Origin of the sequence: Actinomadura sediminis, assembly GCF_042675525.1 — a bacterium.
In the GTDB taxonomy this organism is placed as follows: Bacteria; Actinomycetota; Actinomycetes; order Streptosporangiales; family Streptosporangiaceae; genus Spirillospora; species Spirillospora sediminis.
On the sequence record NZ_JBHTJA010000057.1, the window covers coordinates 1 to 24,586 of the forward strand.

At 73.5% G+C, this 24,586-nt stretch carries 24 protein-coding genes; 8 read left to right on the forward strand and 16 right to left on the reverse strand.

What is annotated here, in order from left to right; all coding sequences use genetic code 11:
* From ACFQ11_RS24075 to ACFQ11_RS24085, 3 genes are all read right to left on the reverse strand, one after another.
* On the reverse strand, nt 1–1,004 hold a 1,004-nt coding region (locus ACFQ11_RS24075; RefSeq protein WP_378302360.1), incomplete at its 3' end, for a sigma-70 family RNA polymerase sigma factor.
* Between the two features lie 284 nt (nt 1,005–1,288).
* Nucleotides 1,289–2,908 (reverse strand): alkaline phosphatase D family protein, encoded by a 1,620-nt coding sequence (locus tag ACFQ11_RS24080; protein WP_449193597.1) that lies wholly within the window; start codon nt 2,906–2,908, stop codon nt 1,289–1,291.
* Nucleotides 2,909–3,058: 150 nt separating this feature from the next.
* A complete protein-coding gene (locus ACFQ11_RS24085; protein WP_378302364.1) occupies nt 3,059–4,054 on the reverse strand; it encodes an NAD-dependent epimerase/dehydratase family protein in 996 nt (331 codons plus the stop codon).
* Nucleotides 4,055–4,151: 97 nt separating this feature from the next.
* Between ACFQ11_RS24085 and ACFQ11_RS24090 the strand changes: the two genes are divergently transcribed.
* Complete coding sequence (locus ACFQ11_RS24090) at nt 4,152–4,841, forward strand: hypothetical protein (RefSeq protein WP_378302367.1); 690 nt, start codon at nt 4,152–4,154, stop codon at nt 4,839–4,841.
* 114 nt (nt 4,842–4,955) lie between these two features.
* Here ACFQ11_RS24090 and ACFQ11_RS24095 read toward each other — a convergent pair whose 3' ends face one another.
* The 6 genes from ACFQ11_RS24095 to ACFQ11_RS24120 all read right to left on the reverse strand — a co-directional run bounded on the left by ACFQ11_RS24095 (nt 4,956) and on the right by ACFQ11_RS24120 (nt 13,894).
* Complete coding sequence (locus tag ACFQ11_RS24095) at nt 4,956–5,537, reverse strand: DUF4303 domain-containing protein (protein WP_378302369.1); 582 nt, start codon at nt 5,535–5,537, stop codon at nt 4,956–4,958.
* Nucleotides 5,538–5,899: 362 nt separating this feature from the next.
* Nucleotides 5,900–6,292, reverse strand: a complete 393-nt coding sequence (locus ACFQ11_RS24100; RefSeq protein WP_378302371.1) for a VOC family protein — start codon at nt 6,290–6,292, stop codon at nt 5,900–5,902.
* A gap of 58 nt (nt 6,293–6,350) precedes the next feature.
* Nucleotides 6,351–6,962 carry a Dps family protein gene (locus tag ACFQ11_RS24105; protein WP_378302373.1) on the reverse strand — a complete coding sequence of 204 codons (612 nt, stop codon included), beginning with the start codon at nt 6,960–6,962 and terminating at the stop codon, nt 6,351–6,353.
* Nucleotides 6,963–7,062: 100 nt separating this feature from the next.
* Complete coding sequence (locus ACFQ11_RS24110) at nt 7,063–8,337, reverse strand: cytochrome P450 (protein WP_378302375.1); 1,275 nt, start codon at nt 8,335–8,337, stop codon at nt 7,063–7,065.
* A gap of 125 nt (nt 8,338–8,462) precedes the next feature.
* Nucleotides 8,463–9,047 carry a TMEM165/GDT1 family protein gene (locus ACFQ11_RS24115; protein ID WP_378302377.1) on the reverse strand — a complete coding sequence of 195 codons (585 nt, stop codon included), beginning with the start codon at nt 9,045–9,047 and terminating at the stop codon, nt 8,463–8,465.
* A gap of 311 nt (nt 9,048–9,358) precedes the next feature.
* Nucleotides 9,359–13,894, reverse strand: coding sequence for an HAD-IC family P-type ATPase (locus ACFQ11_RS24120; protein WP_378302380.1), 4,536 nt, complete (start codon nt 13,892–13,894; stop codon nt 9,359–9,361).
* Nucleotides 13,895–14,120: 226 nt separating this feature from the next.
* Between ACFQ11_RS24120 and ACFQ11_RS24125 the strand changes: the two genes are divergently transcribed.
* Complete coding sequence (locus ACFQ11_RS24125) at nt 14,121–14,465, forward strand: hypothetical protein (protein ID WP_378302382.1); 345 nt, start codon at nt 14,121–14,123, stop codon at nt 14,463–14,465.
* Between the two features lie 9 nt (nt 14,466–14,474).
* Here the strand turns inward: ACFQ11_RS24125 and ACFQ11_RS24130 are convergent, their stop codons facing one another.
* Entirely contained in the window at nt 14,475–15,305 is an 831-nt protein-coding gene (locus ACFQ11_RS24130) for a helix-turn-helix transcriptional regulator (protein WP_378302385.1), read from the reverse strand.
* 125 nt (nt 15,306–15,430) lie between these two features.
* Here ACFQ11_RS24130 and ACFQ11_RS24135 point away from each other — a divergent pair, with 125 nt between their 5' ends.
* Nucleotides 15,431–15,865 carry a nuclear transport factor 2 family protein gene (locus ACFQ11_RS24135; RefSeq protein ID WP_378302387.1) on the forward strand — a complete coding sequence of 145 codons (435 nt, stop codon included), beginning with the start codon at nt 15,431–15,433 and terminating at the stop codon, nt 15,863–15,865.
* Nucleotides 15,862–16,701, forward strand: a complete 840-nt coding sequence (locus tag ACFQ11_RS24140; RefSeq protein WP_378302389.1) for a Rossmann-fold NAD(P)-binding domain-containing protein — start codon at nt 15,862–15,864, stop codon at nt 16,699–16,701. Before ACFQ11_RS24135 ends, ACFQ11_RS24140 begins: the two co-directional genes overlap by 4 nt.
* Before the next feature lie 6 nt (nt 16,702–16,707).
* On the opposite strand, the gene ACFQ11_RS24145 is transcribed toward ACFQ11_RS24140, so the two are convergent.
* From ACFQ11_RS24145 to ACFQ11_RS24160, 4 genes are all read right to left on the reverse strand, one after another.
* Entirely contained in the window at nt 16,708–17,631 is a 924-nt protein-coding gene (locus ACFQ11_RS24145; protein WP_378302391.1) for a M48 family metalloprotease, read from the reverse strand.
* Nucleotides 17,632–17,635: 4 nt separating this feature from the next.
* A complete protein-coding gene (locus ACFQ11_RS24150) occupies nt 17,636–18,019 on the reverse strand; it encodes a BlaI/MecI/CopY family transcriptional regulator (protein ID WP_378302393.1) in 384 nt (127 codons plus the stop codon).
* A 58-nt stretch (nt 18,020–18,077) separates the two neighbouring features.
* On the reverse strand, nt 18,078–18,512 hold the full coding sequence (locus tag ACFQ11_RS24155) for a DUF4396 domain-containing protein (protein WP_378302395.1): 435 nt from the start codon (nt 18,510–18,512) through the stop codon (nt 18,078–18,080).
* 254 nt (nt 18,513–18,766) lie between these two features.
* Nucleotides 18,767–19,759: a helix-turn-helix transcriptional regulator gene (locus tag ACFQ11_RS24160; protein ID WP_378302397.1), complete on the reverse strand. Its 993-nt coding sequence runs from the start codon at nt 19,757–19,759 to the stop codon at nt 18,767–18,769.
* Nucleotides 19,760–19,853: 94 nt separating this feature from the next.
* Between ACFQ11_RS24160 and ACFQ11_RS24165 the strand changes: the two genes are divergently transcribed.
* Nucleotides 19,854–20,252: a VOC family protein gene (locus tag ACFQ11_RS24165; RefSeq protein WP_378302399.1), complete on the forward strand. Its 399-nt coding sequence runs from the start codon at nt 19,854–19,856 to the stop codon at nt 20,250–20,252.
* 385 nt (nt 20,253–20,637) lie between these two features.
* Here the strand turns inward: ACFQ11_RS24165 and ACFQ11_RS24170 are convergent, their stop codons facing one another.
* Nucleotides 20,638–20,997, reverse strand: coding sequence for a 5-carboxymethyl-2-hydroxymuconate Delta-isomerase (locus tag ACFQ11_RS24170; protein WP_378302401.1), 360 nt, complete (start codon nt 20,995–20,997; stop codon nt 20,638–20,640).
* Between the two features lie 413 nt (nt 20,998–21,410).
* On the opposite strand from ACFQ11_RS24170, the gene ACFQ11_RS24175 reads away from it, so the two are divergent.
* Nucleotides 21,411–21,647, forward strand: coding sequence for a hypothetical protein (locus tag ACFQ11_RS24175; RefSeq protein ID WP_378302403.1), 237 nt, complete (start codon nt 21,411–21,413; stop codon nt 21,645–21,647).
* Between the two features lie 88 nt (nt 21,648–21,735).
* Here ACFQ11_RS24175 and ACFQ11_RS24180 read toward each other — a convergent pair whose 3' ends face one another.
* Nucleotides 21,736–22,143, reverse strand: a complete 408-nt coding sequence (locus ACFQ11_RS24180) for a nuclear transport factor 2 family protein (RefSeq protein ID WP_378302405.1) — start codon at nt 22,141–22,143, stop codon at nt 21,736–21,738.
* 188 nt (nt 22,144–22,331) lie between these two features.
* Between ACFQ11_RS24180 and ACFQ11_RS24185 the strand changes: the two genes are divergently transcribed.
* Both ACFQ11_RS24185 and ACFQ11_RS24190 read left to right on the forward strand, forming a co-directional pair.
* Nucleotides 22,332–22,733, forward strand: coding sequence for a tyrosine-type recombinase/integrase (locus ACFQ11_RS24185; protein ID WP_378302407.1), 402 nt, complete (start codon nt 22,332–22,334; stop codon nt 22,731–22,733).
* Between the two features lie 298 nt (nt 22,734–23,031).
* A complete protein-coding gene (locus tag ACFQ11_RS24190) occupies nt 23,032–24,498 on the forward strand; it encodes a tyrosine-type recombinase/integrase (RefSeq protein ID WP_378302409.1) in 1,467 nt (488 codons plus the stop codon).
* Nucleotides 24,499–24,586: the final 88 nt, after the last annotated feature.

Genomic DNA, 24,586 nt, shown 5'->3' on the forward strand with positions numbered 1-24,586 from the left:
GGGGCCGCCGCGGGCGGGGCCGGCGGATCGGCGGGCGCCGGGGCGGGCGGGCCCGCCGGGGCGACCGGCTGCGCGACGACCGGCGGCACGGGCTCCGGCTCCCGCGTGGGCTCGTCGTTCGACACCAGGACCAGCGCGAGCGCGACGGCGCACGCGACGGTGGCGGCGCCGAGCGCCTGCCGCCACTGCTTGGGCAGGTTCCCCAGCCAGCCGAACAGGCCGCCGCCGACCGCCAGGTACGCGGTCGCCGCCGCGCCCAGCACGAGCGGGCCGAGGGCCTCGCGGAGCGCGCCGTTCAGCTCGGCGAGTTCGGCGTGGACCGCCTTGCAGCCGGCGCAGCCGTCGAGGTGGCCGCGGACGCGCCGGGTGTCGCGGCGGGCGAGGCCGTCCCGCACGTAGGCGCCGAGCTTGCCGATCGTCTCCCGGCACGCTTCCCGCTCGACGGGCAGCGCCGCCAGGTGCATCTGCAGGTACGCCTGCCGCAGCCCCTCGCGGGCCCGGTAGGCGAGCGCGGCGGCGCCGTTGGGGGTGAGGCCGAGCAGCGGGGCCACCTCGGCGGGCCGGGCGCCCTCGACCTCGGTGTGCCACAGGACCGTCTGCCAGCGTTCGGGCAGCGAGTGGAACGCGCCGAGGACCATCGACCGCTCCAGATCGCGCAGCGCCGGGTCCTCGAATGGGGTGCCGCGGTCGAGGTCGTCGATCCGGTCGGTCGGGCGGACGCGGCGCTCGGCGCGGTACCGGTCGTACACGGCGCGCCGCACGGCCGTCAGCAGGTAGGGCCGGAACCCGGAGTCGGGGCCGCCGCCGCGCCGCAGCAGGTCGAGGATCCGCGCGAGCGCCTCCTGGACGGCGTCCTCGGCGGCGTCGCCGTCGGCGAGGTGCCGGGCGAGGCCGCGCGCGGCCGGGACGTGCCGTTCGCAGAGCGTCCCGTAGGCGTCGGTGTCGCCGGCGCGGACACGGGAGATGAGCGCCGCGTCGCCGGTCTCCGGCTCCTCCTGGTGCACACCGCCCCCCTCGCGCCGCACGCCTGCCGCCGTTCCGCGGCCGCGCCCCCACGCGCCGCGTCGACCTTGCTCGCTCATTGTGACGCCTTGACGACGGTTTGTCGTTCAATTCGGGGAGACCGGATTTTTTCGCGGGAGTCGCGTCATGGACACCTCGCGATGCCGTTGGATGATGCGCGGACGTCGCCGGAGGGGGCTTCGTCCGCTACCGGGGGGTGTGCTCGCTCCGGCGAGGGGGCGGAGCGAGCACACCACACCCCTCCGGTGGAGGGTCCGGCGCCGGGTCAGCCGGTGATGTCGGCGCGGCCCAGCTCGACGAGCGTGCCCGCGTTGCGGGGCGACTCCCACGCGACGTCGCAGTCGCGGCCCGCCAGCGTCACCGTGGCGATCGCGTTGTCGAACCAGGGCCCGTGGGTGACGCGCCACTTCAGCGGCGGCGGGGGCACCTTGGCGAGCTTGCCGAGCCACCGGAACGGCGTCGCGGTCTCCCACATGCAGGCGATCCGCTGGGCGATGCGGATCTTGCCGTCCAGCGGGTTGCGGAACGGCGAGCAGACGATCTGCGCGATCTCCGTCTCGAGTCCCGGCGCGTCGACCCGCGCCAGGTAGGAGAAGTGCACGTCGCCGGACAGGAACGTGATGCTCGCCGGGACGGCCCCGCGCTCGCCCCGCCCGACCGCGAGGACGTGCGAGGCGACCTCCCGGAACGAGCGGTCGAACGCGGCCCAGTGCTCCAGGTCGACGGCCTGCCGCATCCTCTCGCCGAGCGCCGCGCCGGGCCGCCCCCACGCGCCCTCCGAGATCGCCTCGTTCCAGTTCTCGGCGTCGTGGATGGCGCGCGGCAGCAGGAACGGCAGGGAACTGGCGATGACGAGGTGCTCCACGTCGCCCTGGCACAGCTCGCCCAGCCACGCGAACTCGCGGTCGTCCAGCATGCCGCGCCGGTCGGGGGTGAGCAGGCGGGAGCAGCGGCTGTCGACGACGATGAAGCGGACGCCGCCGAAGTCGTGCGCGTAGCTCCACCGCATGCTCTCGGGCTCGCGGTCGGCGCGCTCGCTGAAGGCGTCCAGGACGTCCCCGGCGTCGCCGGTCGCGTCGGACGCGGCCCGCACCTGCGCGAAGATCGGGTCGTCGGCGCGTTCCCGCGGCGACAGGTTCCCGAGGTGCTGGTACACCCAGTACGACCCGATGCCGCCGGTGATGCGCGCCCGCCACCACGGCTGCGCCCACATCTCCTCGCGCCACGCGTAGGAGGTGTTCCAGTCGTCGCGGATGTCGTGGTCGTCGAAGACCGTGAAGGTCGGCACGGTGGACAGCAGCCACCGCACCTCCGCGTCCTCGCGCCACGCCAGCTCGTACAGCCGGACGTACTCCTCATAGTCGGCGACCTCGCCGACGGGCGGCTCGTCGCCGCGCCGCTCGCGGATGTACTCGAGCATCTCGTCGCCCAGTTCGTCCGCGTACACCTGGTCGCCGACCATGAGCAGGACGTCCGGCCAGTCGACGCCGTCGCCGAACGCGCGCAGGCGGCGGGCCAGCGCGGTGAGGGCGTCGTGCCCGAACATCTCGACGGTGCCGGGCGAGCGGCGGCACGAGCCGAACGCGATGCGCAGCGGGTCCCCGCCGTCCGGGAGGGTCCGGAGGAGGCTCGGGGGGAACTCGGCGTTGAGCGGCCAGACGGTCTCGCCGCCGGCGATGACCTCGTACGGGACCCGGGCGCCCGCCGGGAGTCCGTCGACGTCCACGACGGCGTAGTGGTGGCCGTGCACGGTGAACGTGCGCGCCGCCGCGTCCACGCCCTCGCCCACGACCCGCACCTCGCAGGGACGGTCGACCTCCACGAAGATCGTGGCCGTGCGGGAGCTCACGTGCCGGAGGTGGGGCCCGAGTACCAAAGCGGTCATATGTGCTCTCTACCGGCCCGGGGGCCGCCGCGTCCACCGGAACGACGACCCCAAGTGCAAGATCACGCCGCCCCGCGCGGCCCCGGTGCGGGGCGGGGCGCCGACCGGGCGCGGGCCGGGCGCGTGCCGGGCGCGGCCTCGCTCGCGGCCTCAGCCGTCCAGGACCTGCGCCTCCTTCTCCCTCGGCAGTCCCGGGGACGGACGGTCGGCGCGCTGCGGGGCGCGTCCCCCGATCGTCCGCAGCCACGCCCAGGTGGCGGCGACGGTGTCGTCCACGGGACGGCAGTGCAGCCCGGCGGACAGGGCCCGGTCCGCGTTCGAGAGGTGCAGGCTGTCGTACAGCTCGCCGGGCGGAAGCCAGACGGGGAGTTCGGTCCACGGCTCGATGCCCGCGCCGAGGACGCGTTCCGGGTCGGTCCAGACGAGCCGCGCGTCGGAACCCGTCGTCCGGATGCAGGCGTCGAGCAGTTCCCCCATCGTCGCGTGTCCGGGGGCGCTCACCGCGTTGTAGGGGCCGGCCAGCCGTTTCCCGATCGCGTCGAGCGTCCAGGCGGCGAGGTCGCGGACGTCGATGTACTGGAGGCCGAGGTCGCGGGGCCCGGGCGCCAGGACGCGGCCGCCCTCGGCGATCCGCGCGAGCCACCACGGCAGCCGCCCGATGTTCTCGTACGGGCCGAGGATCAGGCCCGCGCGCACCAGCAGGGTCCGGTCCGCGCCGAAGGCGCCGACGGCGGCGAGCTCCCCGCCGCGCTTCGCCCGCGCGTAGTCGTCGAACCCCTCGTCGTCCGGGGAGCCCTCCACGACGGGCGCGTCCTCGTCGGCTCCGGGCGGGGACGGGAGCGGGTAGACGGAACGGCTGGACACGTACACGTACCGCCCGGCGCGTCCGGCGAGGAGGCGGGCGGCGTCGCGCACGGCGGACGGCGCCCACGACCACGCGTCGACGACCGCGTCCCATTCGCCGCCGGCGTCGGCGAGCGCCCGGAGGCCGTCCGGCGCCGTCCGGTCCCCCCGCAGGACCGCCGCGCCCGGCGGCGGCTCGTTCCGGCCCCGGTTGAAGACGGTCACGTCCCAGCCGCGCGCGAGGGCGTCCTCGACGACGGCCCGGCCCACGAACTCGGTCCCTCCGAGCATCAGCAATCGCATGAGCAAACTGTACGCTCTGTACGCCCTGTACATAAGGCCTGATCGTCGTCGGCGGACGAACGGTCAGGAACGTCCGGGTACCGGTAGGTTCGCGCCCGTGACCGGTTTCGACATCGTCCGCGACCTTCCCGCCGCCCTCCACGACCGGGAGGCCGCCTGGACGTACGTCCGGGGCTTCGCCGCCCACTGGGGCGTCCCGCTCGGCCCCGGCGACGGCACCCCCGGCCCCGACCTGGACGCCGCCGAGGACGCGCTCGGCGTCCGGCTGCCCGCCGCGCTGCGCGAGGCGTACGCGCTCTTCGGCCGCCGCCCCGACCTGCACGCCAACCTGCACGGCCTGCTGGCGCCCGAGGACTTCTACCTGCACGCGGGCGGGGTCGTGTTCCGCGAGGAGAACCAGGGCGTCGCGACCTGGGGCGTCCTCGTCGCCGACCTGGCCGGGGGCGGAACGGCGGCCGCCGACCCGCCCGTCCGGATGAGCATCGACGACGGCCCGTGGGAACCGTGGTACGACTCCTTCTCCGTCGCGTGCCTGGAGATCGTCCTGTCCGAGGCCACGCAGGCCGGGGAGCTGTGCGACCACCGCGACCTCGACGACGGCGACGACGACCTCGCGCGGCGCTTCACCCGCGTGCCGCTGCCCTTCCCCGGCGACGAGGTGGCGTTCTACACCGCCCTCGGCGTGCTGCTGTGCGACGACGGCGCCATGCTCTCCGTCCGCGCCCGCGACCAGGAGACCCTCGACCGCTTCCGCGACGACCACCCGGGCCCCTGGCTGAACGGCTGAACCGGTCCGCGACGGCGCCGCGCCCGGCGGCTCCGCATACCGGCCCGCACGGGTGGACGCCCGCCGTCGCCCCGACCCCACCGCCGGGACCGTTCCAAACGACGAAAGTCCAGGTCAGCGGGCTCTCCGGTTCCCGTCGCGAAGCCGGGCCACGGCGGCCGCCGGGTTGAGCCGCCGCGCGTTCTCCAGCCGGCTCTCATCGCTCTGGTCGCCCTGGAGCACCGTCACGACCACCCGGTCGCGCTCGTCCCCGCGCCCGAAGAACCCCTCGTCGTCCAGCCGGGCCAGCGCCCGGAAGCACGCCTCCCGCCGCACCTCCACCTCGGCCTCCACCTCGGCGCCGTCCATCGCCCCGGAGCCGCCCCGGCTCTCCAGCAGCTCCTCGACCCGGGCGAAATGGTGCTCGCCGAGCAGGTGGTGCGGCGAGTCGGCTGCGCTCCACCGCAGCTCGTCCGCGTACTCCCCCGCCATGCGCCCGAACTCGCCCGCGTACACGCGCGCCACCGCCCGCAGCCCCTCCTCCGAACTGCAGGTCGGCAGGATGTACTCGTAGAGAGGGCCGGTGTAGAGCCCGTAGCAGTAGAACGTCTCGCCGGGATGCGCCTCCCGCGCCTGCGTGAACGCCGCCCGCGCCGCGTCGGCCAGCCGTCCCGCGAGTTCCTCGATCGCCGCCCGGCGGGACCTGTCGGCGCCCATCGGGACGCTCCCGAACCTCACCCGGCGTCCCGCGCCGACCCGTGCACGCCCGTCCGAATCCTCACCCGAACCCCCTCGCGCCGCCCGCATCGACATCTGACTACCACCATCGGCGGACGCTTCGGGCGCGGCTCCGCGCATTCACCCGCCGATCGTCCGCATCCGGCCGCCCCTCCGCCCGCGCGGGCACGATGGGACCCGTGCGGCGAAGCCCTCCGCGCGGCGAACATGGTCCACCGAGGTCGGCGGCGTGCACGGCCACGACATGCGGGCCGGCGGCGTGCGGGGCGGCGTGCGGGGCGGCGTGCGGGGCGGCGTGCGGGGCGGCGTGCGGGGCGGCGTCGCCGCCGGGCGTACCGGGGTCACGCGGGGCCGAGGAGGTCCCAGCGGTTGCCCGCGACGTCGAGGAAGACCGCCACGCGCCCGTACGGCTCGGTGCGCGGCGCCGCGACGAACTCGACGCCCGCGGCGGTCAGGCGCGCGTGCTCGGCGTCGAAGTCGGCGACGCGGAGGAAGAACCCGACGCGTCCGGCGACCTGGCCCCCGACGGCGGCCGCCTGGCGCGGGCCGTCCGCGCGCGCCAGCAGGATCCCGGTCCCGCCGCCGGGCGGACGGACGACGACCCACCGCTTCGGGCGGCCGTCGTCCGTCCGCGCCGGCGAGTCCTCGACGAGGTCGAAGCCGAGGACGTCCGTGAAGAACCCGATCGCCCGGTCGTAGTCGTCGACGACGATCGTCACCAGCTCGATGTGCAACCGCCCGCGCTCCCCGTACGACGTCCGGACGGCGCCACGCTACCGCGCCCGCGGACGGTCAGTTGTGCGTGTGCGGCACGCGCTGCGGGCGTTCGACGAGCGGGGTGTCGACGAGGTGCTCGATCAGGAACCACGCCTGGAGTTCGTTCGTGCGGATGACCTCGGAGACGAGCAGGTCGTTCGTCCCGTCGTCGCCCATCTCCTGCGTGCGGGCGGCCGCGTCGTGGCAGGCCACGAGGATGGTCTCGTGCGACTCGACCAGGCGGGACAGCATCGCCGGGACCTCCTCGACGCCGTTCGGCGGCCGCGGGATCACGGTGATCTCCGCGACGTGCCGCGGGTCGCCGACCGCGACGCCGCCGAGCGTCTGGACGCGTTCCGCGATCGCGTCGATGAGTTCGAGCTGCTCGCCGGCGTGCTTGTCCAGCAGCAGGTGAAGCTGGTAGAACGTCGGCCCGCGCATCAGCCAGTGGTGCTTCTTGTAGTGGCTGTAGAGGATCTGGGAGTCCGCCAGGATCTGGTTGAGCCGCTGGCAGGAGTACTCCCTCGCGTCCCGGGAGAGGCCGAGCGGGAACATCCGCATGGTCCCGAATTCCTGGATCTCCGTCCCGTCCACGTGCAGCCACGGCTGGCTGGACCGGGTGGTGTTCGTCGAACGATCGGCTGCCATGCACGACTCCTCAAGAAGTAGGCGATCAAGTACGACCGCCCGTAACCTCCCCCCAACCGCACCAAGAGCACCGCAGGTCGTTCAAAGTGGACACAAAGCCTCAGCGGACGGGCGTGAACGCGCACGGCAGCCGCTTGATCCCGTTGATGAAGGCGGAGCGCAGCCGGTCCGGTTCGCCGGACGCGCGGATGTCGGGCACGCGCCGGAACAGCTCGCGGAACATCACGGTGATCTCGCGGCGGGCCAGGTGGGCGCCGAGGCAGAAGTGCGGCCCGGCCGCGCCGAACCCGACGTGCGGGTTCGGGTCGCGGGCGATGTCGAACCGGTACGGGGCGTCGAACACCGATTCGTCCCGGTTCGCCGACCAGTAGCACAGCAGGACCTTGTCGCCCTCCGCGAACCGCAGGCCGCCCGCCGTCTCGTGGTCGCGGGTCAGCGTCCGCCGCATGTAGACGACCGGGGACGCGACGCGGACGATCTCCTCCACGGCCGTCCGCGCGTACCCGTCGAAGTCCGACGCCCAGCGGTCCCGCTGCTCCGGATTGCCGGTCAGCAGCACGAGGCCGTGCGAGATCGCGTTGCGGGTCGTCTCGTTGCCCGCGAGGACGAGCAGCACGAAGAACGACGCGAGCTCCTGCCGGGTCAGCCGCTCCCCGTCGGGGTTCGCGTGGACGAGCGCGCTGGTCAGGTCGTCCGTGGGACGTTCGGCGCGGGCCCGGGCGAGGTCCTCGACGAGGGCGCCGAGCTCGTTCGCGGCCGTGAGCATGGCCGCGCCCGGGTCGGCGTACCCGGCCGCGTACTCGGGGTCCTCGGCGCCGAGGACGACGTTCGTCCGGTCGAAGACGAACGCGTGGTCCTTCGCGTCGACGCCCATCAGGTCGCAGATGATCCGCAGCGGCAGCGGCGCGGCGATGTCGGCGACGAAGTCGCACGACCCCCGGCCGGCCACCACGTCCACGATCTCCGCGGCGATGCGCTCCACGTCGTCGGCGAACCGCCGGATCATCCGCGGGGTGAACGCCCGCGACACGATCCGGCGGAGCCGCGCGTGCCTGGGATCGTCCATCTCGATCATCGAGTCGAAGATCTCGAAGAACTCGGCGGGCTTCTCGCCGATCCGGACGCCCGGCGCGGAGCTGAACACGTCCGGGCGCCGGCTCGCCTCGAGGACGTCCGCGTGCCGCGTCAGCACGTGGTAGCCGCGGCCGACGCCCGCGCCGAAGTCCTCGGTCTCCGCGAAGAACGGCGCGCCCGGCCGCGCCCGCAGCAGCGCGAACGCCGCCTCCCGCTCGTCCAGGGGACGGGCCCAGAAGTCGAGGTCGGAGAAGTCGATGTCGTCGAGCCCGATCTCGGCCCGCGGTCGTCCCTGGCCCATCGTCGGTCCTTTCGCGGCCTGCCCGGTCGCCTCCATCCTCCGGGCGCCGCACTCGCGGTCAAGGCCGTGTCAGGGACCGGATCCGGCCCCGGGCGTCAGCCGGTGACCCGTCAGCCGGTGACCCGTCAGCCGGTGAACGCCTCGACGAGCGTCCAGGCGGCCAGGGCCGCCATGCACAGGGCGCCGACGCGCTGGACGGTCCGCAGCGGGACCCGCTTCGCGATGAACCGGCCCGCGAGCAGCGCCAGCGCCGACACCGACATCAGCGCGGCGGCCGCGCCGATCGCCGTCGGCAGCCAGCCGTTCGTCGCGGCCAGGTTCGCGGTGGTGATCTGGGTCAGGTCGCCCCACTCGCTGACGAACACGGCCGTGAACGCGGTGGTGTAGACGGGCCAGAAGGACGTCACGGTCCTCCCGCCCGCGTCCTGCTCGCCGTCGTCGCCGCCGCCGCGCCACAGCATGACGGCGCCGAAGGCGAACAGCGCCGCCGACACCAGCTTCACGGCCGTCCCGGGCAGCAGGCTCAGCAGGCTTCCGGCGCCCACGGCGAGGGCCACGTGCACGACGAACGCGGTGGACGTGCCGAACCAGACGTACAGGGGGCGCATGCGCGTGCCCATGGCGAGCGACGCGAACATCGTCTTGTCGGGGAGTTCGGCGAGGAAGATCAGACCGAAGGCGGTGAGGACCGCCAGCGGGTCGAGGTGCATTCGCGGGCGCTTTCTGCTGGGGCCGGGCAGAGCGCTCCGCGTCCCGGGGGAGGACCGCTCGGCCCGGCACGACGGAACGCCCCGCACGGTCGTGCGGGCCGCATCATGCCTGGCCGAAGGTCTCGTCCGCCCGCGTTCGCCGCGGGCCCGATGGCCGGGACGCCCGAAGACGTCCAGTGTGTCGACCAGCGGTGTTACAGGACTACTCCCCTTCGCTGCATCCCATTCATACCCGCTCGTCCCCCTTCACTACAAGGGCGCGCCGCTCCGGGACCCGCCGCCCCGGGCGCCGCCGGCCGCGCGCGGCGGGTTCAGGCCGCCGGGACCGGCGCCGGGCCGGCGGTGGACGGCAGCAGCTTCGGCGCCACCGCGGCACCGAGCGTCGCGCCCGCGGCGGCCAGCAGGACCACCGTCCACGCCCCGGCGCCGAGCGGGGTGCAGCCGAAGAACTGGCTGATCCCGGGCGTCTCGACGATGCCGAACAGCGCGACGGCCGACGCCGCGCAGGTCGCCAGGACGAGCGGGCTGTGCCAGCGCGCGATGAGCGTCTGGCCGAGCTGGGCGCCGACGAGCGCGGCGAGGCCCATCGTGGACGCGCGCCGCGCCCCGCCCGGCAGGAACCCGGCGATCCGTCCGGCCTGCCAGGACACCAGGGCCGCCGCGGCGGTCGCGGTGCCGCGCACGGCGAGGACCTGCCGCATGTCCCGGCCGGTGAACCCGCGCACCGGGGCGCCGAGCGGCGCGGCCGGGTCGGCGCCCGGCCCGGCGGGGGTGATCGCGACGGCGAGCGACGGGAGCATGTCGGTGAGCATGTTGACGACGAGCACCTGGCGGGGGCTCAGCGGGGCGTTCCCCTCGAGGGCCGTCCCGAGGACGGTGAACGCCACCTCGCCCGCGTTGCCGCCGACGAGGATCGCCGCGGCGTCGCGGACGCTGCGCCACAGCGCGCGTCCCTCGCGGAGGGCGTCCAGGATCAGCGCGGTGTCGGGCGCGGTGAGCACCAGGTCGGCCGCGCTGCGGGCGGCGCCGGAGCCGCGCCCAGCGACGGCGATGCCGACGTCCGCGCGGTGGATGGCGGCGGCGTCGTTCGCGCCGTCGCCGGTCATCGCGACCACCCGCCCGGCGCGGTGCAGGTCCTTGACGATGCGGACCTTCTGGGCGGGCGACACCCGGGCGAACACGGACGCGACCTCGACCGCCTTCACCCGCGCGGCGGCCGGCATGGCGTCCATCTCGGCGCCGGTGAGGACCTGGTCGGCGCCGGGGATGCCGAGTTCGGCGGCGACGGCGGCGGCGGTGTCCGGATGGTCGCCGGTGATCATGGTGACCCGGACGCCGGCGTCGCGGAGCCGCTGCACGGCCTCCTCGGCGGTGGGGCGCGGGGTGTCGGCGATGCCGATGAAGCCCAGCAGGGTGAGGTCGTCGACGTGCTCGGCGATCTCGCCGCGCACCCCGTCGGCGTCCGGGACGGTCCGCTCCGCGATGGCGAGCACCCGCAGGCCCTGCCCGGCCAGCCGGTGCACGGTCGCGGCGGCCGACCGGCGGCGCGCGGCGGTGAGCGGCGCGTCCTCCCCGCCCGCGGCCCTGCCGCCCTTGCGGGCGGCGTTCTTCAGGTCGGGGCGCCGCGGCCCGTCGTGGACGCGGCCGCACTTGGCCAGCAGCATCTCCGGGGCGCCCTTCACCGCGATGACCGCCCGGTCGCCATCGTGTCCGAGGGACGCCGAGAAGCCCCGGGTCGTCTCGAACGGCAGTTCCTCCGCCAGCCGCCACCCGGTGTCGGGCGGCAGGCTCTCCGCGCTCTCCAGCACGGCCCGGTCGGTGGCGTGCGGGGCCTGCCCCTCGCCCGGCGGCGGGCACGCGCGCGCCGCGACCCGCAGGATCCGCCGCCCGTCCTCCCCGGTCAGCGGCAGCGGACGCCCGGGACCGGACGCCCGGACGACGTGCAGCCGCCCCTCGGTGAGCGTGCCGGTCTTGTCGAAGCACAGCGTGTCGACCCGGCCGAGCGCCTCCAGCGCCCGCGTGGACCGGACCAGCACCCCGAGCCGCGACAGCCGCCGCGCCGCCGCGAGCTGCGACACCGTCGCGACCAGCGGCAGCCCCTCGGGGACGGCCGCGACGGCGATCGCGACGCCCGAGCCGAGGGCGTGCCGCAGGTTCAGCCCGTGCAGCAGCCCGAGCCCGGTGACGGCCGCGCCGCCGAGCGCGGTCGCGGGCAGCGCCCGGTGCGTCAGCTCCGCCAGCCGCGCCTGCATGCTGGACGACGGGTCCGCGCCGCCCGCGAGCGCCGCGGCCCGGCCCGCCTCCGTCGCCTCGGCGGTCGCGACGACCGCGGCGACCGCCGAGCCCGCGCTGACCGTCGTCCCCTCGTAGACCATGCAGTGCCGGTCGGCCGGGTCGTCGCCCGGCGACGGCTCGACGCTCTTGCCGACCGGCACCGACTCGCCGGTCAGCGTGGCCTCGTCCACCTCGAACGACTCCGCCCACAGCAGCCGGGCGTCCGCCGGCACGACGTCCTCGGCGTTCAGCAGGATCGCGTCCCCGGCGCGCAGCCGGTCCGCGGTGACCCGGTCGCCTCCCGCGTTGCGCAGCGTCTCGAACCCGCCGGTCGCGCCGGGCTCGACGCGCAGCCGGCGGGCGTGGATCCGCTGCCCCAGCATCAGGTCCTCGAGAGCCCGCTCCGCCCGCATCCGCTGCGCCGCGCCGATCAGCGCGTTGCCCGTCATCACCCCGGCCACCAGCAGCGCGTCCACGCTCGATCCCACCACCGCCGACGCCGCCGCGCCCAGCGCCAGGACGGGCGTCAGCGGGTCGTCGAGCTCCTGCCGGACGGCCGCGGCGAGCCGCAGCCCGGCCCCGACGGGCCGCGCGACCGCGCGCCGCTCCCCGTGCGGGCGCCCGTCCGCGCGCCCGTCCGCCCGGCCGGCCTTGGTGCGCGCCAGGCGGCGCCACGCCTCCTCGGCGGTCAGCGCGTGCCACGCGTCCCGGACCACCGGGGGCGGCAGCGGGCGATGGTTCAGCCGCCGCGCGGTCACGGCGTTCGCCAGCATCGCCGACAGCGACGCCGCGTACACCGGCGGGACGTCCCGCCACGAGCCGACCGCGCGGCCCAGCGGCCCCCGCCCGGCGCGGCTCCGCGGCCGCCGCCCCACCATCAGCAGCGCGCCCAGCGCGGACGCGCTCAGCGAAAGCTGCGCGGCCCGCTCGCTCGCCCGCCGCGCGGGCCGGACCGCCGCCAGCAGCCGCCACGCCTCCGCCAGCCCCGGCCCGCACACGAGGTCCGCGCGCCAGTCGGCGGGCGCGTCCCCGCGCAGCACGCCGATCCCCACGTCGGCCGCGTCCAGCGCGGCGTCGTCCCCGCCCGCGACGACCAGCACGCCCCGGCCGTCGCGTTGCAGGTCGCGGACGCACCGCGCCAGCTCGCCCGCCGCCACCGGGGAGTCGTCCCCCCAGGCCAGCAGCTCGCGGGTGCTGGCGTGCTCGGTGAGGACGACGACGTCCGCGGCCCCGTGCGCGGCGGTGAGCAGGCCCTCGGCGAGCGGGTCGAGCGACGACCCGACCCGCACCCGGCCGCACGCGCGGCCGTCGCCGTCGACGAGGTCGAGGGTGACGCCGTCCGGGTCGGCGGGGCCGCCCGGCGGCGCGTCCGCCGCCCGCGCCAGCCGCCACCCGTCCGCGCCGGGCCACGGTCCGGGGCCCCGCAGGTCGTCGTGCCCGTACCCGGCGAGCACCGCGTCCGCCGCCCGCCACACGCCCGCGTCGTCGAGCGTCCCGCCGGTCGCGACCGCCGACAGCAGCCGCAGCTCCCCGTCGCACAGCACCGCCGAGTCGATCACCACCGCGCCGACCCGGTCCAGCCGCCGCAGCGCCCCCGGGTCGAGCTGCACCACGCCGCGCCGCGCGAGGTCGTGCCCCAGCACCGCCGCGAACGCCTCCCGGCCGTGCCGCGCCGCCTTCGGGACGGTCGCCATCAGCAGCTCGGCCGCGGCGGACGCGTCGCGCGTCCCGGCCAGCACGCCGAGGCCGCCGAGCAGGTTCCCGAGCGCGGTGCGGTCCGCGGCCCGCTCCACCGGCCCGTCCGGCAGGGGGCACGGGCGGACGGCGCGGGCGCCGCACTCGCGCGGCTGCCCCGGCGTCCCGAGGCGCGGCTCCCGGGCCCGCCACGCCTCCCGCCGCGCCGCGATCTCGTACAGCTGGAAGGTCCGGTGGACGGCGTCGACCGCGACCGGCACGAGCCCCTGGCCGGTGCCCTGCGCGACGGCGTTCGCGACCCCCAGCAGGGCGTCCGCGCGGAGCACCCCCAGCCGTCCCTCCACCAGCCGCCGCACCTGCGGGATCGACTCCGCCGCCGACACCGCGGCCCGCACGGTGCTCGGCAGCGGCGGCCGCGCGAGCAGCCGTCCGGCGATCGCGCCCGCGATCCCCGCGCAGTCCGCCGCGAGCGCGGACATCGCCGCCGCCCACGCCATCTCGTCGTCCGGCGGCACCGTGTGCGCGGACGCGTCGAAACCGCCGGCCTCGTGCGCCGCCTCCACGTCCTCGACCGCCGACACGAGGTCCCGGACGTCCAGGGCGTCCTCCGCGTACGCCACCAGGACGTGCCCGGTGACCGCGTTGACCTCCGCCCAGTCGACGCCCTCCAGCCGCCGCACCGCCTCGGTCACCGCCTTCGCGTACCGGCGGTGCGCCCGCCCGGTGCCCGACAGGCCGTTCACCTGGACGTGCGCGCGTCCGTCCGCGGCCCACACCCGGCGGCGCGGGCCCCCGGCGGCGAGCGCGGCCGCCCGGCGCACGCCCGTGCCCGCCGTGGCGAGGACCGTCCCGACCACGGACGTTCCCGGGATCCGCACGGCCCGTCCCCCTCTCGCCGACGACCGGGATGGATCGATGATCCGCAATCGACTACCCCGAGTGACGAGAGGCAAACAGACCGTCCCATCGCGAGCGACGGAACGCGGAAGCCGTTCACCTTCTGCGAGAACAACCTTCCACTCAGGCGGCACCGCCGTGAACGGCGACATCGGCCGGCTGCCCGGACGGCTGCCCCCGGGTCACGCCGGCCTTAGGCTGCCGGGCATGCACGGGACCCTGACGGAGCACGCCCGCTGCCTCTACGGGGACGACTACCGGCCCACGCCCGCGTGCGACCGGGAGCACTACTTCGTCGAAGAGCTGACGTTCGCCGACGCGGACGCGATCCTCGCCATGCTGGACGAGCTCTGCCCGAACATCGTCGACGGCCGCCTGCCGGTCTGGGTGCGCAACCTCGCGTACCGCCTCGTGCTCCTGCAACGCCCCGACGACCCCGCGCTGCTGCGCCGCGCCGCCGACAACCTGCTGCTGCACGGCCCCGACTGGGACGGCATCGCCGCCGACCTCACCCGCCGGGCCGAAGCCCTCGAAACCCCCCGCCCACGGTGAGGCCGCCGGTCACCCCCCGAGCCGGGCGAGGGCGGCGGCGCTCGGGGTGCCCGGTTCCGCCGTGTACATCACCAGTTGCAGGTCCGTGCCGGGCACCAGCAGGGTCTGGCGGTCCAGCTCCAGCTCGCCGAGCTCCGGATGCCGCAGGCGCTTGCGCACCGTCGTCATGGGCCGCACATCGTGCTCGCGCCACCCGGCGGCGAAGTCCGGGCTGTGCGCGGCGAACGCGTTCACCAGCTCCCCGAGGACCCGGTCGGACGGACGGCGGACGCGCGCCGCGCGCAACCGGGCGGCGAACTGCCGGGCGAACGCGCCCTCCGCGCCCGGGGCCGCCGAGCAGAGAACGCCGTCCAGCCGGATGGACAGGCGCACGGTGTTGCGCTCCTCGGCGGGCAGCAGCCCGAAGTCGGTGATCAGTTCGACGGCCGCGCGGTTCCACGCCACGATGTCCTGCCGCTCGTCCACCAGGTAGGCGGGGATCGGCCCGAGCCGGTCCGGCAGCCGGCGGACGTCGCCGGGCACCGGCCCCCGATCGTCGTCGGTGCCCGGCGGGACCTGCCCCGCCAGCCGCGCCAGGTGCTCGCGCTCCGCCGCGGTGAGCCGCAGCGCCCTCCCCAGCGCGGCCAGCACCTCCGGGGACGGGCGCGGCGCGCGGGCCTGCTCGAGCCGTTCGTAGTAGCTCACCGACACCGCCGCCAGCGCGGCCACCTCCTCCCGGCGCAGCCCGGGAGTGCGCCGGGCGCGGCGCCCCGGCGGATGGACGGCCGCGGCCGGCACCTGGTCCGGGCGCAGCGCCTCCCGCCGCCGACGCAGGAAGTCGGCCAGTTCGTCCCTGCTCACCCGGTTCATGCTGGCACGGGCGGTCCGGGCTTGACCACGTACCGGCAGTCCGTGGCTCGACCGTCCGTTCCCCGGCTCCCGCCGCGCACCCAACCTGGGGTCGTCCCGACACACCTGGAGGACCCGTGCCACGCACTCCCGAAGAAACCTTCCACCGGCTCCTGGACCTGCTGCTCGCCAAGGACATGGACGCCATCGCCGACCTGTGGGCGGAGCACGGCACCGCCGAGTTCCCGTTCGCCACGGGCACCTCACCCCGGCGCCTGGACGGCCGGGAGGAGGTCCGCGGCTACCTGGCCGGCTACCCGGAGCTGATGGACGTGCGCGAGATCCCCACCATCACCGTGCACCGCACCGAACGTCCGGACACCATCGTCGTCGAGTTCACCGCGCACGGACGAACGGTGCGCACCGGCGAGCCCTACCGGCTCGACTACATCGTCGTGACGACCGTCCAGGACGGCCTGATCACCCGCTACCGCGACTACTGGAACCCCCTGGCCGCCGCCGCGGCGTCCGGAACCCTGCCCGAGCTGCTCGACGCGGCGGCCGTCCGATGACCCGCGTGCTGGTGACGGGCGGCACCGGGAAGACCGGGAGCGCGCTGGTCGAACTGCTGCGCGCCCGGAACACGCCGGTCCGGGTGGCGAGCCGCACCCCGCCCCCCGGCCCCGACACGGTCCGGTTCGACTGGCACGACCCGGCGACCCACGGGCCCGCGCTGCACGGAATCGACCGGATCTTCCTCGTCCCCCCGCTCGCGACCGTGGACCCGATGCCGCACGTCGGCCCCTTCCTGGACGACGCCGAACGCCTCGGCGTCCGCCGCGTGGTGCTCCTCGGCTCCGCCGTCGAACTGCCGAACGCCCCCGGCGCGCTCGAACTGGCCGCGCGAGTGCGGTCCACCCCCGGATGGGCGGTGCTGCGCGCGTCCGGATTCATGCAGAACTTCCTGAGCCCCCACCCCCTGGGCGAGCGGATCCGGCGGCACGGCGAGATCCGCACCGCCGCGGGCGACGGACGCCTCGGCTGGATCGACGCCCGCGACATCGCGGCCGTCGCGGCCGTCCTCCTGTCCGCCCCCGGCATCGACCAGGGCGACCACCTGCTCACCGGGCCGAAGGCACTGAGCTACGCGGAAGCGGCGACGATCATCACCGCCCGCACCGGACGTCCGGTCCGCACGGTCCGCATCGGCGTCGACGAGCAGGCGGCCGCCTACCGGGCCGCCGGAATGCCCGCCGACTTCGCCGCCGCCCTCGCCGCCGTGGAAGAGAGCATCAGGGCCGGCCGCGAAGACCACGTCACCACCACGGTCCTCGACCTCACCGGCCGCCCGCCCCGCTCCTTCCCCGACTTCGTCACCGCCCACACGGCCGAATGGGCGCCCGGCTGACCGGTGTCAGCAGGGCGGGACCAGCCGGCCGACGGCCGCGGCGGTCGTGAGCAGCGGCACGACGGCCGCGCCGACCGAGAGCGCCCACGCGACGGGCCGTCCCGCCCGTCCGGGGCGCTCGGCCCTCCCCTCCAGCCGGGCCAGCCGCTTCGTCAGCGTTCCACCGTCCGCCGCGGCGAGTGCGCCCGCGAACCCCGGGCCGCTTCCGACCCGCCGCAGCGCGTCGGCGAGCGTCCGGCGTCCCGCGGCGCGCGCGGCGGCGTCGTCGGCGGCCATCTCGAGCAGGAGCGGGACGAGCGCCCCGGCCCGCCGGACGGTCGGCGACCACGGCAGCAGGGCGTGGGCGGCGTCCAGCAGGAGCAGCACCAGGTGGTGACGCTGACGCAGATGCGCTCGTTCATGCTCCAGGACGGCCGACAACTGCCGCGCGGTGAGCCTCCGCCGGGCGCCGGTCGACACGACGATCGGCCGTCCACGCGAGGGCAGGCAGTACGCGACCGGCACCGGATGGTCCAGGAGCAGGACGTCCGCGTGCCGTTCGTCTTCGTGCGCCACCATGTGGAGCATCTCGCGGTGCTCCCGCCTCCGCCGCAGCGTTCCTCGGAGCCGGGGCACCATGCGCATCAGCCGCCGCCCGCACAGGCAGAGCAGCGGCACGCTCAGCGCACCGGCCGCGACGGTGGCCGCCGCCCGGTGATGCGGCAGGCAGCCGTGCAGCCACTCCACGAACCCGTGCCCCGGCGTCGGCGGCCACAGCAGGGCGATCAGCACCGCGCCGGTGACCGCGGCGAACGTCCCGGCCACGGCGCCCAGCCAGGCGCCGAGCGCCGTGCCCGGGTGCGTCCCGGACGAGAACCGCTCCAGCACGGGACCGGCCCCCCAGCCGAGCAGCAGCACGGCGGCGAGCAGGACGACGAGGAGAACCGGCATCGGGTCAGGACCCGGGCTCGCCGGCCGCGCGGCGGCGCAGCACCTCCAGGAGGCGCCGCGCGTCCTCGGGCGGCACCCCTTCGGCGAAGCGCGCCAGGACGGCACCGTGGTCGGACCCCGCCCCGGTCAGGGCGTCGATCATCACCTCGGCCACGTACTCCTCCCGGGTGCGCGTCGGACCGTAACGGAACGCCTGGCCGTCCGGGATCTTCTCCAGCATGTTCTTGCGCGCGAGCCGCTCCGCCACCGTCTGGACGGTGTTGTAGGCGAGCGGCTTCGGCTGCCTCTCGTTCAGCCTCGCCAGCAGCCCACGAACGCGCAGGGGCCCGGGTTCGGCCCACAGGACGTCCATGATGGCGCGCTCGAGCGAACCGCCCAGTCCCTCCACACGATCACCTCACCGCCATTGTGCCGAAGGCGAGGAGGCGAACCCGCCGGTCGGGCGCTCAATGGTGGTACCGGTGCACCACGGCGTGCCCCTTGCCGCGGCCGATCATCCAGCGGTTGATCGGCGTCGTGAGGACGAACGCCACCAGGAAGGCGAACGCCAGCGCCCCCCAGAACAGAGGGCTCGCCGGCCCGGCGTGCATCGCCCCCGGCACGATCAGCATGACCCCGTTGTCCAGCACCTCCATGATCGCGATCGAGACGGTGTCCGCGGCCAGCGCGACCTTGAACGCGGCGCGCCACGTGAGCCCCGCCTTACGGACGCCCCGCATGGTGAGCGCGTACCCGAAGAAGAACGCCAGCGCCACGGCGAGGGCGATGGTGGACAGGTTCGGCCAGCCGAGCGCCGTCCCGATCACCATGCCGAGCACCTCACCGATCGCACAGCCCGTCAGGCAGTGCAAGGTCGCCTGCGCGGCCATACCCCACGACACGCTCCCGCCATGCCCATGCACCGCACCTTCCCCGTGCCCCGCATGGTCGTGCCGGCCGCCATCACCCCGCCGCTCCGCCTCGGGAGACGGGACATGCTGGTCATGCGTGCTCATGGAGCGCTCCAATCTGACCCGGGGGCTCCACCCCCGAATCGTGCCGTGCAGGGGAACCTACACGCCGTAGGAGGCACCCCGCACCACAGGCACAGCGGAGCCCCACGCCGACCTCCGGCACAGGCAACACCCCCGCCGGATCAGCCGGCGGGCGGACGGCGGGCCCCTTCGGACAGCCGGCCGGCGAGGCCGAGGACCAGCTCGCGGAGCTCGTCCGGGCGCTCGATGGCGAAGGGCCGGTCGAGCGAGGCGAGGAGCGCGGGCAGCCAGTCGAGCCGTTCGGCCCGCATCTCGACGCGGCGCCAGCGCTCGGCCGCCGGGTCGTCTGCGTCGGCGGGGACGTCCATGGTCGCGATGGACGCGGGGAAGCGCGCGCGGATCTGCTCGACCGTCCCGTGGATGCGCAAGGTCACCTCGTGCCGGTAGGGCGCCGTGACGAACCCCGACAGGACGCGTTCCGCCGGGTCCGGACCGGCGGGCTCCTCGAAGGAGCCGGGCAGGGTGCGGGCGTTCGTGATGCGGTCGAGGCGGAAAGTGCGGTCCTCGCCGACCCCGGTGTCCTCGCCGATCACGTACCACCGGCCCGAATGACCGACGATCCCGTACGGGTGCAGGGTGCGATCGGTACGGCGGCCCTCCCGGTCGCCGTACCGGAACGAGACGGGACGGCGGTGGCGCACGGCGTCGGCGAGCGTGAGCAGGGTCCCGGTGTCCGGCGCGGCGAGCCCCCCGGAGGGCCGAGTGAACGCGAGCGACTCCTGGACGGCGTCGAGCCGGCGGGCGAGGGCCGGGGGAAGCACCCGCCGGATCTTCGCCGCCGCCGTCTCGCTCGCGGTCCCCGCCGCGCTGCCGAGGCCCGCGCGCCGTCCTACCGCCAGGCCGAGCAGTACGGCGAGCGCCTCGTCGTCGTTGAGCATCAGCGGCGGCAGGCGGTGCCCGCGCGCGAGGCGGTACCCGCCGTAGCGGCCGCGCACCGCCTCGACGGGCACGCCGAGGTCGACCAGCTGATCGACGTACCGCCGGACGGTCCGCCCTTCGACGCCGAGCCGGTCGGCGAGCTCGGCGATCGTCCGGGTGCCGCCGGACTGGAGCAGTTCGAGGAGGGTGAGCACCCGGCCGGTGGGTCGGGACATGTTTCCGAGCCTATGGCAAATAGTGGACCGATTCTGTCCACTATCCCCTCTAACGTCCGAAGCACCACGGCACCGCGCCCCGGGAGGAACCGCCATGGACTTCGTTTCGATCCGCGTCATCACCGAGGACGTCGCCCGCCTCGTCGAGTTCTACGAGAAGGCCACCGGTGTGCGGGCGGACTGGTCCACCGAGGACTTCGCCGAGATCGGCACCCGCCACGCGACCCTGGCGATCGCGAGCACCCGCACCGTCCCGCTGTTCGCGCCGGGCTCGTCCCGTCCCGCCGCCAACCACAGCGTGATCATCGAGTTCCTCGTCGACGACGTGGACCGGGTGCACGCGAACCTGACCGGGCACGTCGGCGAGTTCGTCACCGAACCCACCACGATGCCGTGGGGCAACCGGTCGTTGCTGTTCCGCGACCCCGACGGCAACCTCGTCAACTTCTTCACCCCCGTCACCCCAGAGGCGGTCGCCAAGTTCGGCCGCTGACCCGGGACCACGGAAGCCGCAACGCACCCAAGCAACCGGCGAGGCGCGAGACGGATTCGCGCGGACGTGCCCCCGGCACGCGAGAGCTGAAGCCCGAGACCCGCGAACAGCGAAGCCCCAGCGTCCGGGACCTGCGAAGTCACTGCCTACAACGACCGGTAGCCGCGTCCCCTCCGCATTCCGGTAGAAGTGGCCGCCCATCCACAGCAGCGGGACGATTTCATCCCATGGCGACCCGGCGTCAGGTGCTTTCCGGCCCTCGGTTCGCATGGCCCCGCTCTCGGCGATGCCGCCCGACGCAGTAGGCCGGGCAAGATCAATGAGTCACGGACTCAACGTACAGCCGGAGGGGCTGATTCGGCATCACCGGGAGCCCGGGCGGCGCCTATGACGTCAGGACGCGCTTGTGATAGGACGCGATGTCGCGAACTTCAACCGTGACCTGTGTGTTGAGCCCGGACCCCGGCTTGATGTGATCGCACAGCATCGTGAGCGTCAGGTCTCCCAATCTGGCTTTGAGTTCGGGATCACGTCCCGGCAGGATCGCCAGGTCCACGTGAACCATCGCCTCGGTGGCTTCGCCCGTCCCGATGACCGCGTCGTCGATCGGGCGAAAGCGCGTCTTGAAGTCGGGGAGGGCGCTGCCGATCAACTCCGCCGCAACCGGGTGCAGGGCCAACGCGAAGCCGCGCCGGTCGAATGCGTCAGCAAGGCAGGCGGAGTACTCAATGAGAATCTGCGGCATGGCCCCCATCGTGGACGTCAACCCCCACCTTGGCCACCTCGCCGCAGGGTCTCAACTCCTGCGGGCGGGCTGTTCCCTGGCGTTCTGGTCCGGGTAGCCGGCTCATTGACGCTCGTAGCGCTGGCACCATGCTGATGACGACCGCAAGCGTCCATGATCGTCCGCCCTGGCGGGGACGCAAGGGGCACGCCTCCCGACCGCTTCACGGCCCGCTGATCTGCGGGTTGTGCTGCTTTCCGATCCTTCGCCGCGGACGTCCTTCGCTCGTCGTAGTCCTGGTGGGGTGAAGTCCGGGCAGGAGGCAGTCCGAATCTTGATTGAGCGCGACTGGGGAGGAAGGAACCTCAGTAGATGGGTCGCTGCCATCGAGCTGCGCTCGCCCGCCTCCATTCCCCCAACGTAAGGCACCGATCATGAAGGACGTGCACGTACAGGGTGAGATCCTGTACTTGGACGGGCAGTTCTCCGAGGCGGAACCCCTCCTCCGGCGCGCCGCCAAGGCGGGCCATGTGAAGGAGGACCCCGCCGAGAGGGACGACGACTACGAGGCCAACACCGCCATCATGCTCAAACTGGCCGGCATCTTGGAGCGCACCGGCCGTGACGCGGAAGCCGGCGACCTGCGCCGCCGTGCTGCAGCCCGTTCCTAAGTGCCTATTCGTGCGGACTGCCTCAGCCGGGCAAGGGCGTCATCGCACGAATGAGGACTTCGGCGCGCGGGTTCATGGGGTCGCACGCTCACCCCTTGCCGTTGCACAGTCCTGCGGGTGGTAGGAAGCGCCCCTCCTTGACATGCGAGTAGTCGCGGGCCTCTGCCACCAGTCCGTCAGCGTCAAAGCGCAGCAGCGTGCAGCCGGAGATGGTGAGCGGCTGGTCATTCGGGTAGGTCACCGCCCAGTACTCGACGGCCGCCAGAGAACCGTCGACCTGGGGTTCGCCGAACCAGACCTCCGCCGGACGGGTTTCCTCGTCGAAGCATTCCCGTACGTAGCTGCGTAGCCCCTCACGGCCCCGGTACGGGCGGAACATCGACGCCCAATGGTCGCCATCCTTTGCCTGTAGCGCGACGATCCCGTCAACGTCCTGAGCGGGCCAGCATTTGGCCCATGCGTTCGCCCACCGCTCAGCCGCCTCCCGTGTGTTCACGGTCGCTCCCCTCGCGTTCCGGTTGTCCGTGTTCTAGCACTTCCGTAGGACAAGATTGCGACCCTTGGCTCGCCCTCCCGTACGGACGCGCTCCGTTCGGAGAGTCCGGGAGGCCCTGATTCCACGAAGCTCGACCGAACTCGGCACAGAGTCGTACAGGCGACTCCACGCAGTGCAGGTCGCCGGACATGAACTGCTTGATGGGTGTCGGCTCCTTGTGTTCCCACGGCGTTCGCCGACCGGACGCTGAGGCGCTCGTCTTCACGGGCGTCAAGGGGGGACCACTGCGGCGGAACGGCTTCAACGAGATCACCCGATGGCCGTTCGTGGTGAAGGCGCTCGGCGTACCGATCCTGCACTTCCACGACCTCCGACACACGGGCAACACTCTCGCCGCTGACATGGGGGTCTCCCACCGGAACCTCATGGCGAGGATGGGCCACGACAACGAACGGGCCGCGCTGCGCTACCAGCATCGATCGGCCAACGCTGACCGCGCGATCGCTGACGCTCTAGACGCGCTCGTCCAGGCCGACCGTGATTGCGATGACGGGGGCGGCGGGGCGGCTGGTTGCCTCGTCCCGGCGTAATCGCCCGCTAATTGCCCGGTGGCCTCCCGGCGCCGGAAACGATCAAGCCCAGTGTCGGGGACTTGCTCCCTGACTTGGGCCTTGCTTGGTGGATCGGGTGACGGGAATCGAACCCGCGCTGTCAGCTTGGGAAAATTAAATTACGTCCAATTCGGACGTTGGCATCGCTGTTCATCTCGACCTAAACTGCTGGTCAGAGCAAGGGTTGCTCGTCGCACGGTCCAAGATCATGTCAATGCGTCACACATGATCCATTGACATGAGATTGACAAACGATCAAGGTTGGAGGCTGTCCGAAATGGGCTGTACGCGCAAGCGTGTTACGAAGGCCGGAGTCACCCGATACCAGGCCCTGTACGTCGACCTCCAAGGCAAGCTTCGCTCGGCAGGCACCTTTGCAACGGAGAGGGCGGCCAACACGGCGTGGCAGGACGCGGAAGCCAAGGTTCGAAGAGGAAAACCTTGGGATCCTCAACGGGGAAGGCAGAAATTTCGAAACTACGTCGAGGAGAAGTGGCTACCAAACCACATCATGGAACCGAGCACGCGCCAGGACTACCTCTCCGCGATCTACAAGCACATCATGCCGTTCTTTGGGAACATGAGGATGCGCGAGATCTTCCCGGAGCACGTCCAGGAGTGGATCACCTGGCTTAAGGCACGGGGCGTACGCCCTCGCCGGATCCAGTACTGCAAGGTGTCCGTCCTTAATGCCATCTTCACCACGGCACTCAGGGACCAGGTCATCTCCGTCCATCCGAGCCGGGGGATCAAGACCGACCCCGTGCCGGAGAAAATACGCGAGATCATCACTGCCGAGCAGTTCGATGCCATCTATCAGAATCTCCCGGACGCGGACGCTCAACTCCTCATCGAAACCAATATCGAGAGCGGTCTCCGCTGGGGAGAACTGAGCGAGCTCCGCGTCAAGGACCTCAACTTCGAGACCGGAATCCTTACAGTGAGCCGGGCGGTCGTAGAACTCACCCGAAAGAATCATCCCGACGGCAAGAGGTTCCTCGTCAAGGAATACCCCAAGAACAAGAAGCATCGACGGTTCAAGCTCAGCTCGCAGATCGTGAGAAAGCTGAAGGTGCACGCCGAGGCGCACGGTCTCGAACCTGACGATCTCTTTTTCGCTCGTCGGCCAGCGGCCAGCGCAGCGAATCTCAACGCAGTCGAAGCTCCCCTGACTTTTATCGCGCCCAACGGAAGGACGTACACCCACGGCACGATCACGGCCTACAACCTCGGCAAATGCAAATGCGACCGCTGCCGCGGGGCTTACGCCGCCTACCGGGCCAAGCGTCGCGCGCAGGGGATGGACAGCCCTCGTAAGCCTCGAGTGGTCGATACTGACCCTCACATCTCCGCAACCTGGTTCCGCACCCACTGCTGGTACCCGGCAAGGGAGGCCGCGGGTCTCGCCTCCAAGCCCCGGATCCACGACCTTCGGCACGCGCACGCATCCTGGCTCCTCGCCGGAGGGGCCGATCTCCAGGTCGTCAAAGAGCGCCTCGGCCACTTGAAGCTGTCGACCACGGAGAAGTACCTGCACAGCTTGCCGACCGCCGACGAGACCGCCCTGGCGGCCCTGGACAAGATACGCAACGCTCCCCGCGAGTCGGCGGCGGATGCACGCCATGCCGATGCGGACGCCTCCCTCGCGGCCGCCAACGAAGAGATCAGCCGCCTTCGAAACATGATCGCCGACCTGGCCATCGCCCAACACACATCCCCTGACCGCCGTCTCCGTCCCGCGTAGCAGTCGAGTGAGGTGCTCCGGATCCTGAAGGGCATCCGGAGCACCTCATCGCGGCAAGACAGTGACGCACCACGTAAAGAGCACCGCG

Bases quoted from the DNA above. Each gene is read 5' to 3' on its own strand.
- ACFQ11_RS24080 (WP_449193597.1), bottom strand. From the start codon at position 2,908: ATGACCGCTTTGGTACTCGGGCCCCACCTCCGGCACGTGAGCTCCCGC.
- ACFQ11_RS24085 (WP_378302364.1), bottom strand. From the start codon at position 4,054: ATGCGATTGCTGATGCTCGGAGGGACCGAGTTCGTGGGCCGGGCCGTC.
- ACFQ11_RS24095 (WP_378302369.1), bottom strand. From the start codon at position 5,537: ATGGGCGCCGACAGGTCCCGCCGGGCGGCGATCGAGGAACTCGCGGGA.
- ACFQ11_RS24105 (WP_378302373.1), bottom strand. From the start codon at position 6,962: ATGGCAGCCGATCGTTCGACGAACACCACCCGGTCCAGCCAGCCGTGG.
- ACFQ11_RS24110 (WP_378302375.1), bottom strand. From the start codon at position 8,337: ATGGGCCAGGGACGACCGCGGGCCGAGATCGGGCTCGACGACATCGAC.
- ACFQ11_RS24115 (WP_378302377.1), bottom strand. From the start codon at position 9,047: ATGCACCTCGACCCGCTGGCGGTCCTCACCGCCTTCGGTCTGATCTTC.
- ACFQ11_RS24125 (WP_378302382.1), top strand. From the start codon at position 14,121: ATGCACGGGACCCTGACGGAGCACGCCCGCTGCCTCTACGGGGACGAC.
- ACFQ11_RS24140 (WP_378302389.1), top strand. From the start codon at position 15,862: ATGACCCGCGTGCTGGTGACGGGCGGCACCGGGAAGACCGGGAGCGCG.
- ACFQ11_RS24145 (WP_378302391.1), bottom strand. From the start codon at position 17,631: ATGCCGGTTCTCCTCGTCGTCCTGCTCGCCGCCGTGCTGCTGCTCGGC.
- ACFQ11_RS24160 (WP_378302397.1), bottom strand. From the start codon at position 19,759: ATGTCCCGACCCACCGGCCGGGTGCTCACCCTCCTCGAACTGCTCCAG.
- ACFQ11_RS24165 (WP_378302399.1), top strand. From the start codon at position 19,854: ATGGACTTCGTTTCGATCCGCGTCATCACCGAGGACGTCGCCCGCCTC.
- ACFQ11_RS24170 (WP_378302401.1), bottom strand. From the start codon at position 20,997: ATGCCGCAGATTCTCATTGAGTACTCCGCCTGCCTTGCTGACGCATTC.
- ACFQ11_RS24175 (WP_378302403.1), top strand. From the start codon at position 21,411: ATGAAGGACGTGCACGTACAGGGTGAGATCCTGTACTTGGACGGGCAG.
- ACFQ11_RS24185 (WP_378302407.1), top strand. From the start codon at position 22,332: ATGAACTGCTTGATGGGTGTCGGCTCCTTGTGTTCCCACGGCGTTCGC.
- ACFQ11_RS24190 (WP_378302409.1), top strand. From the start codon at position 23,032: ATGGGCTGTACGCGCAAGCGTGTTACGAAGGCCGGAGTCACCCGATAC.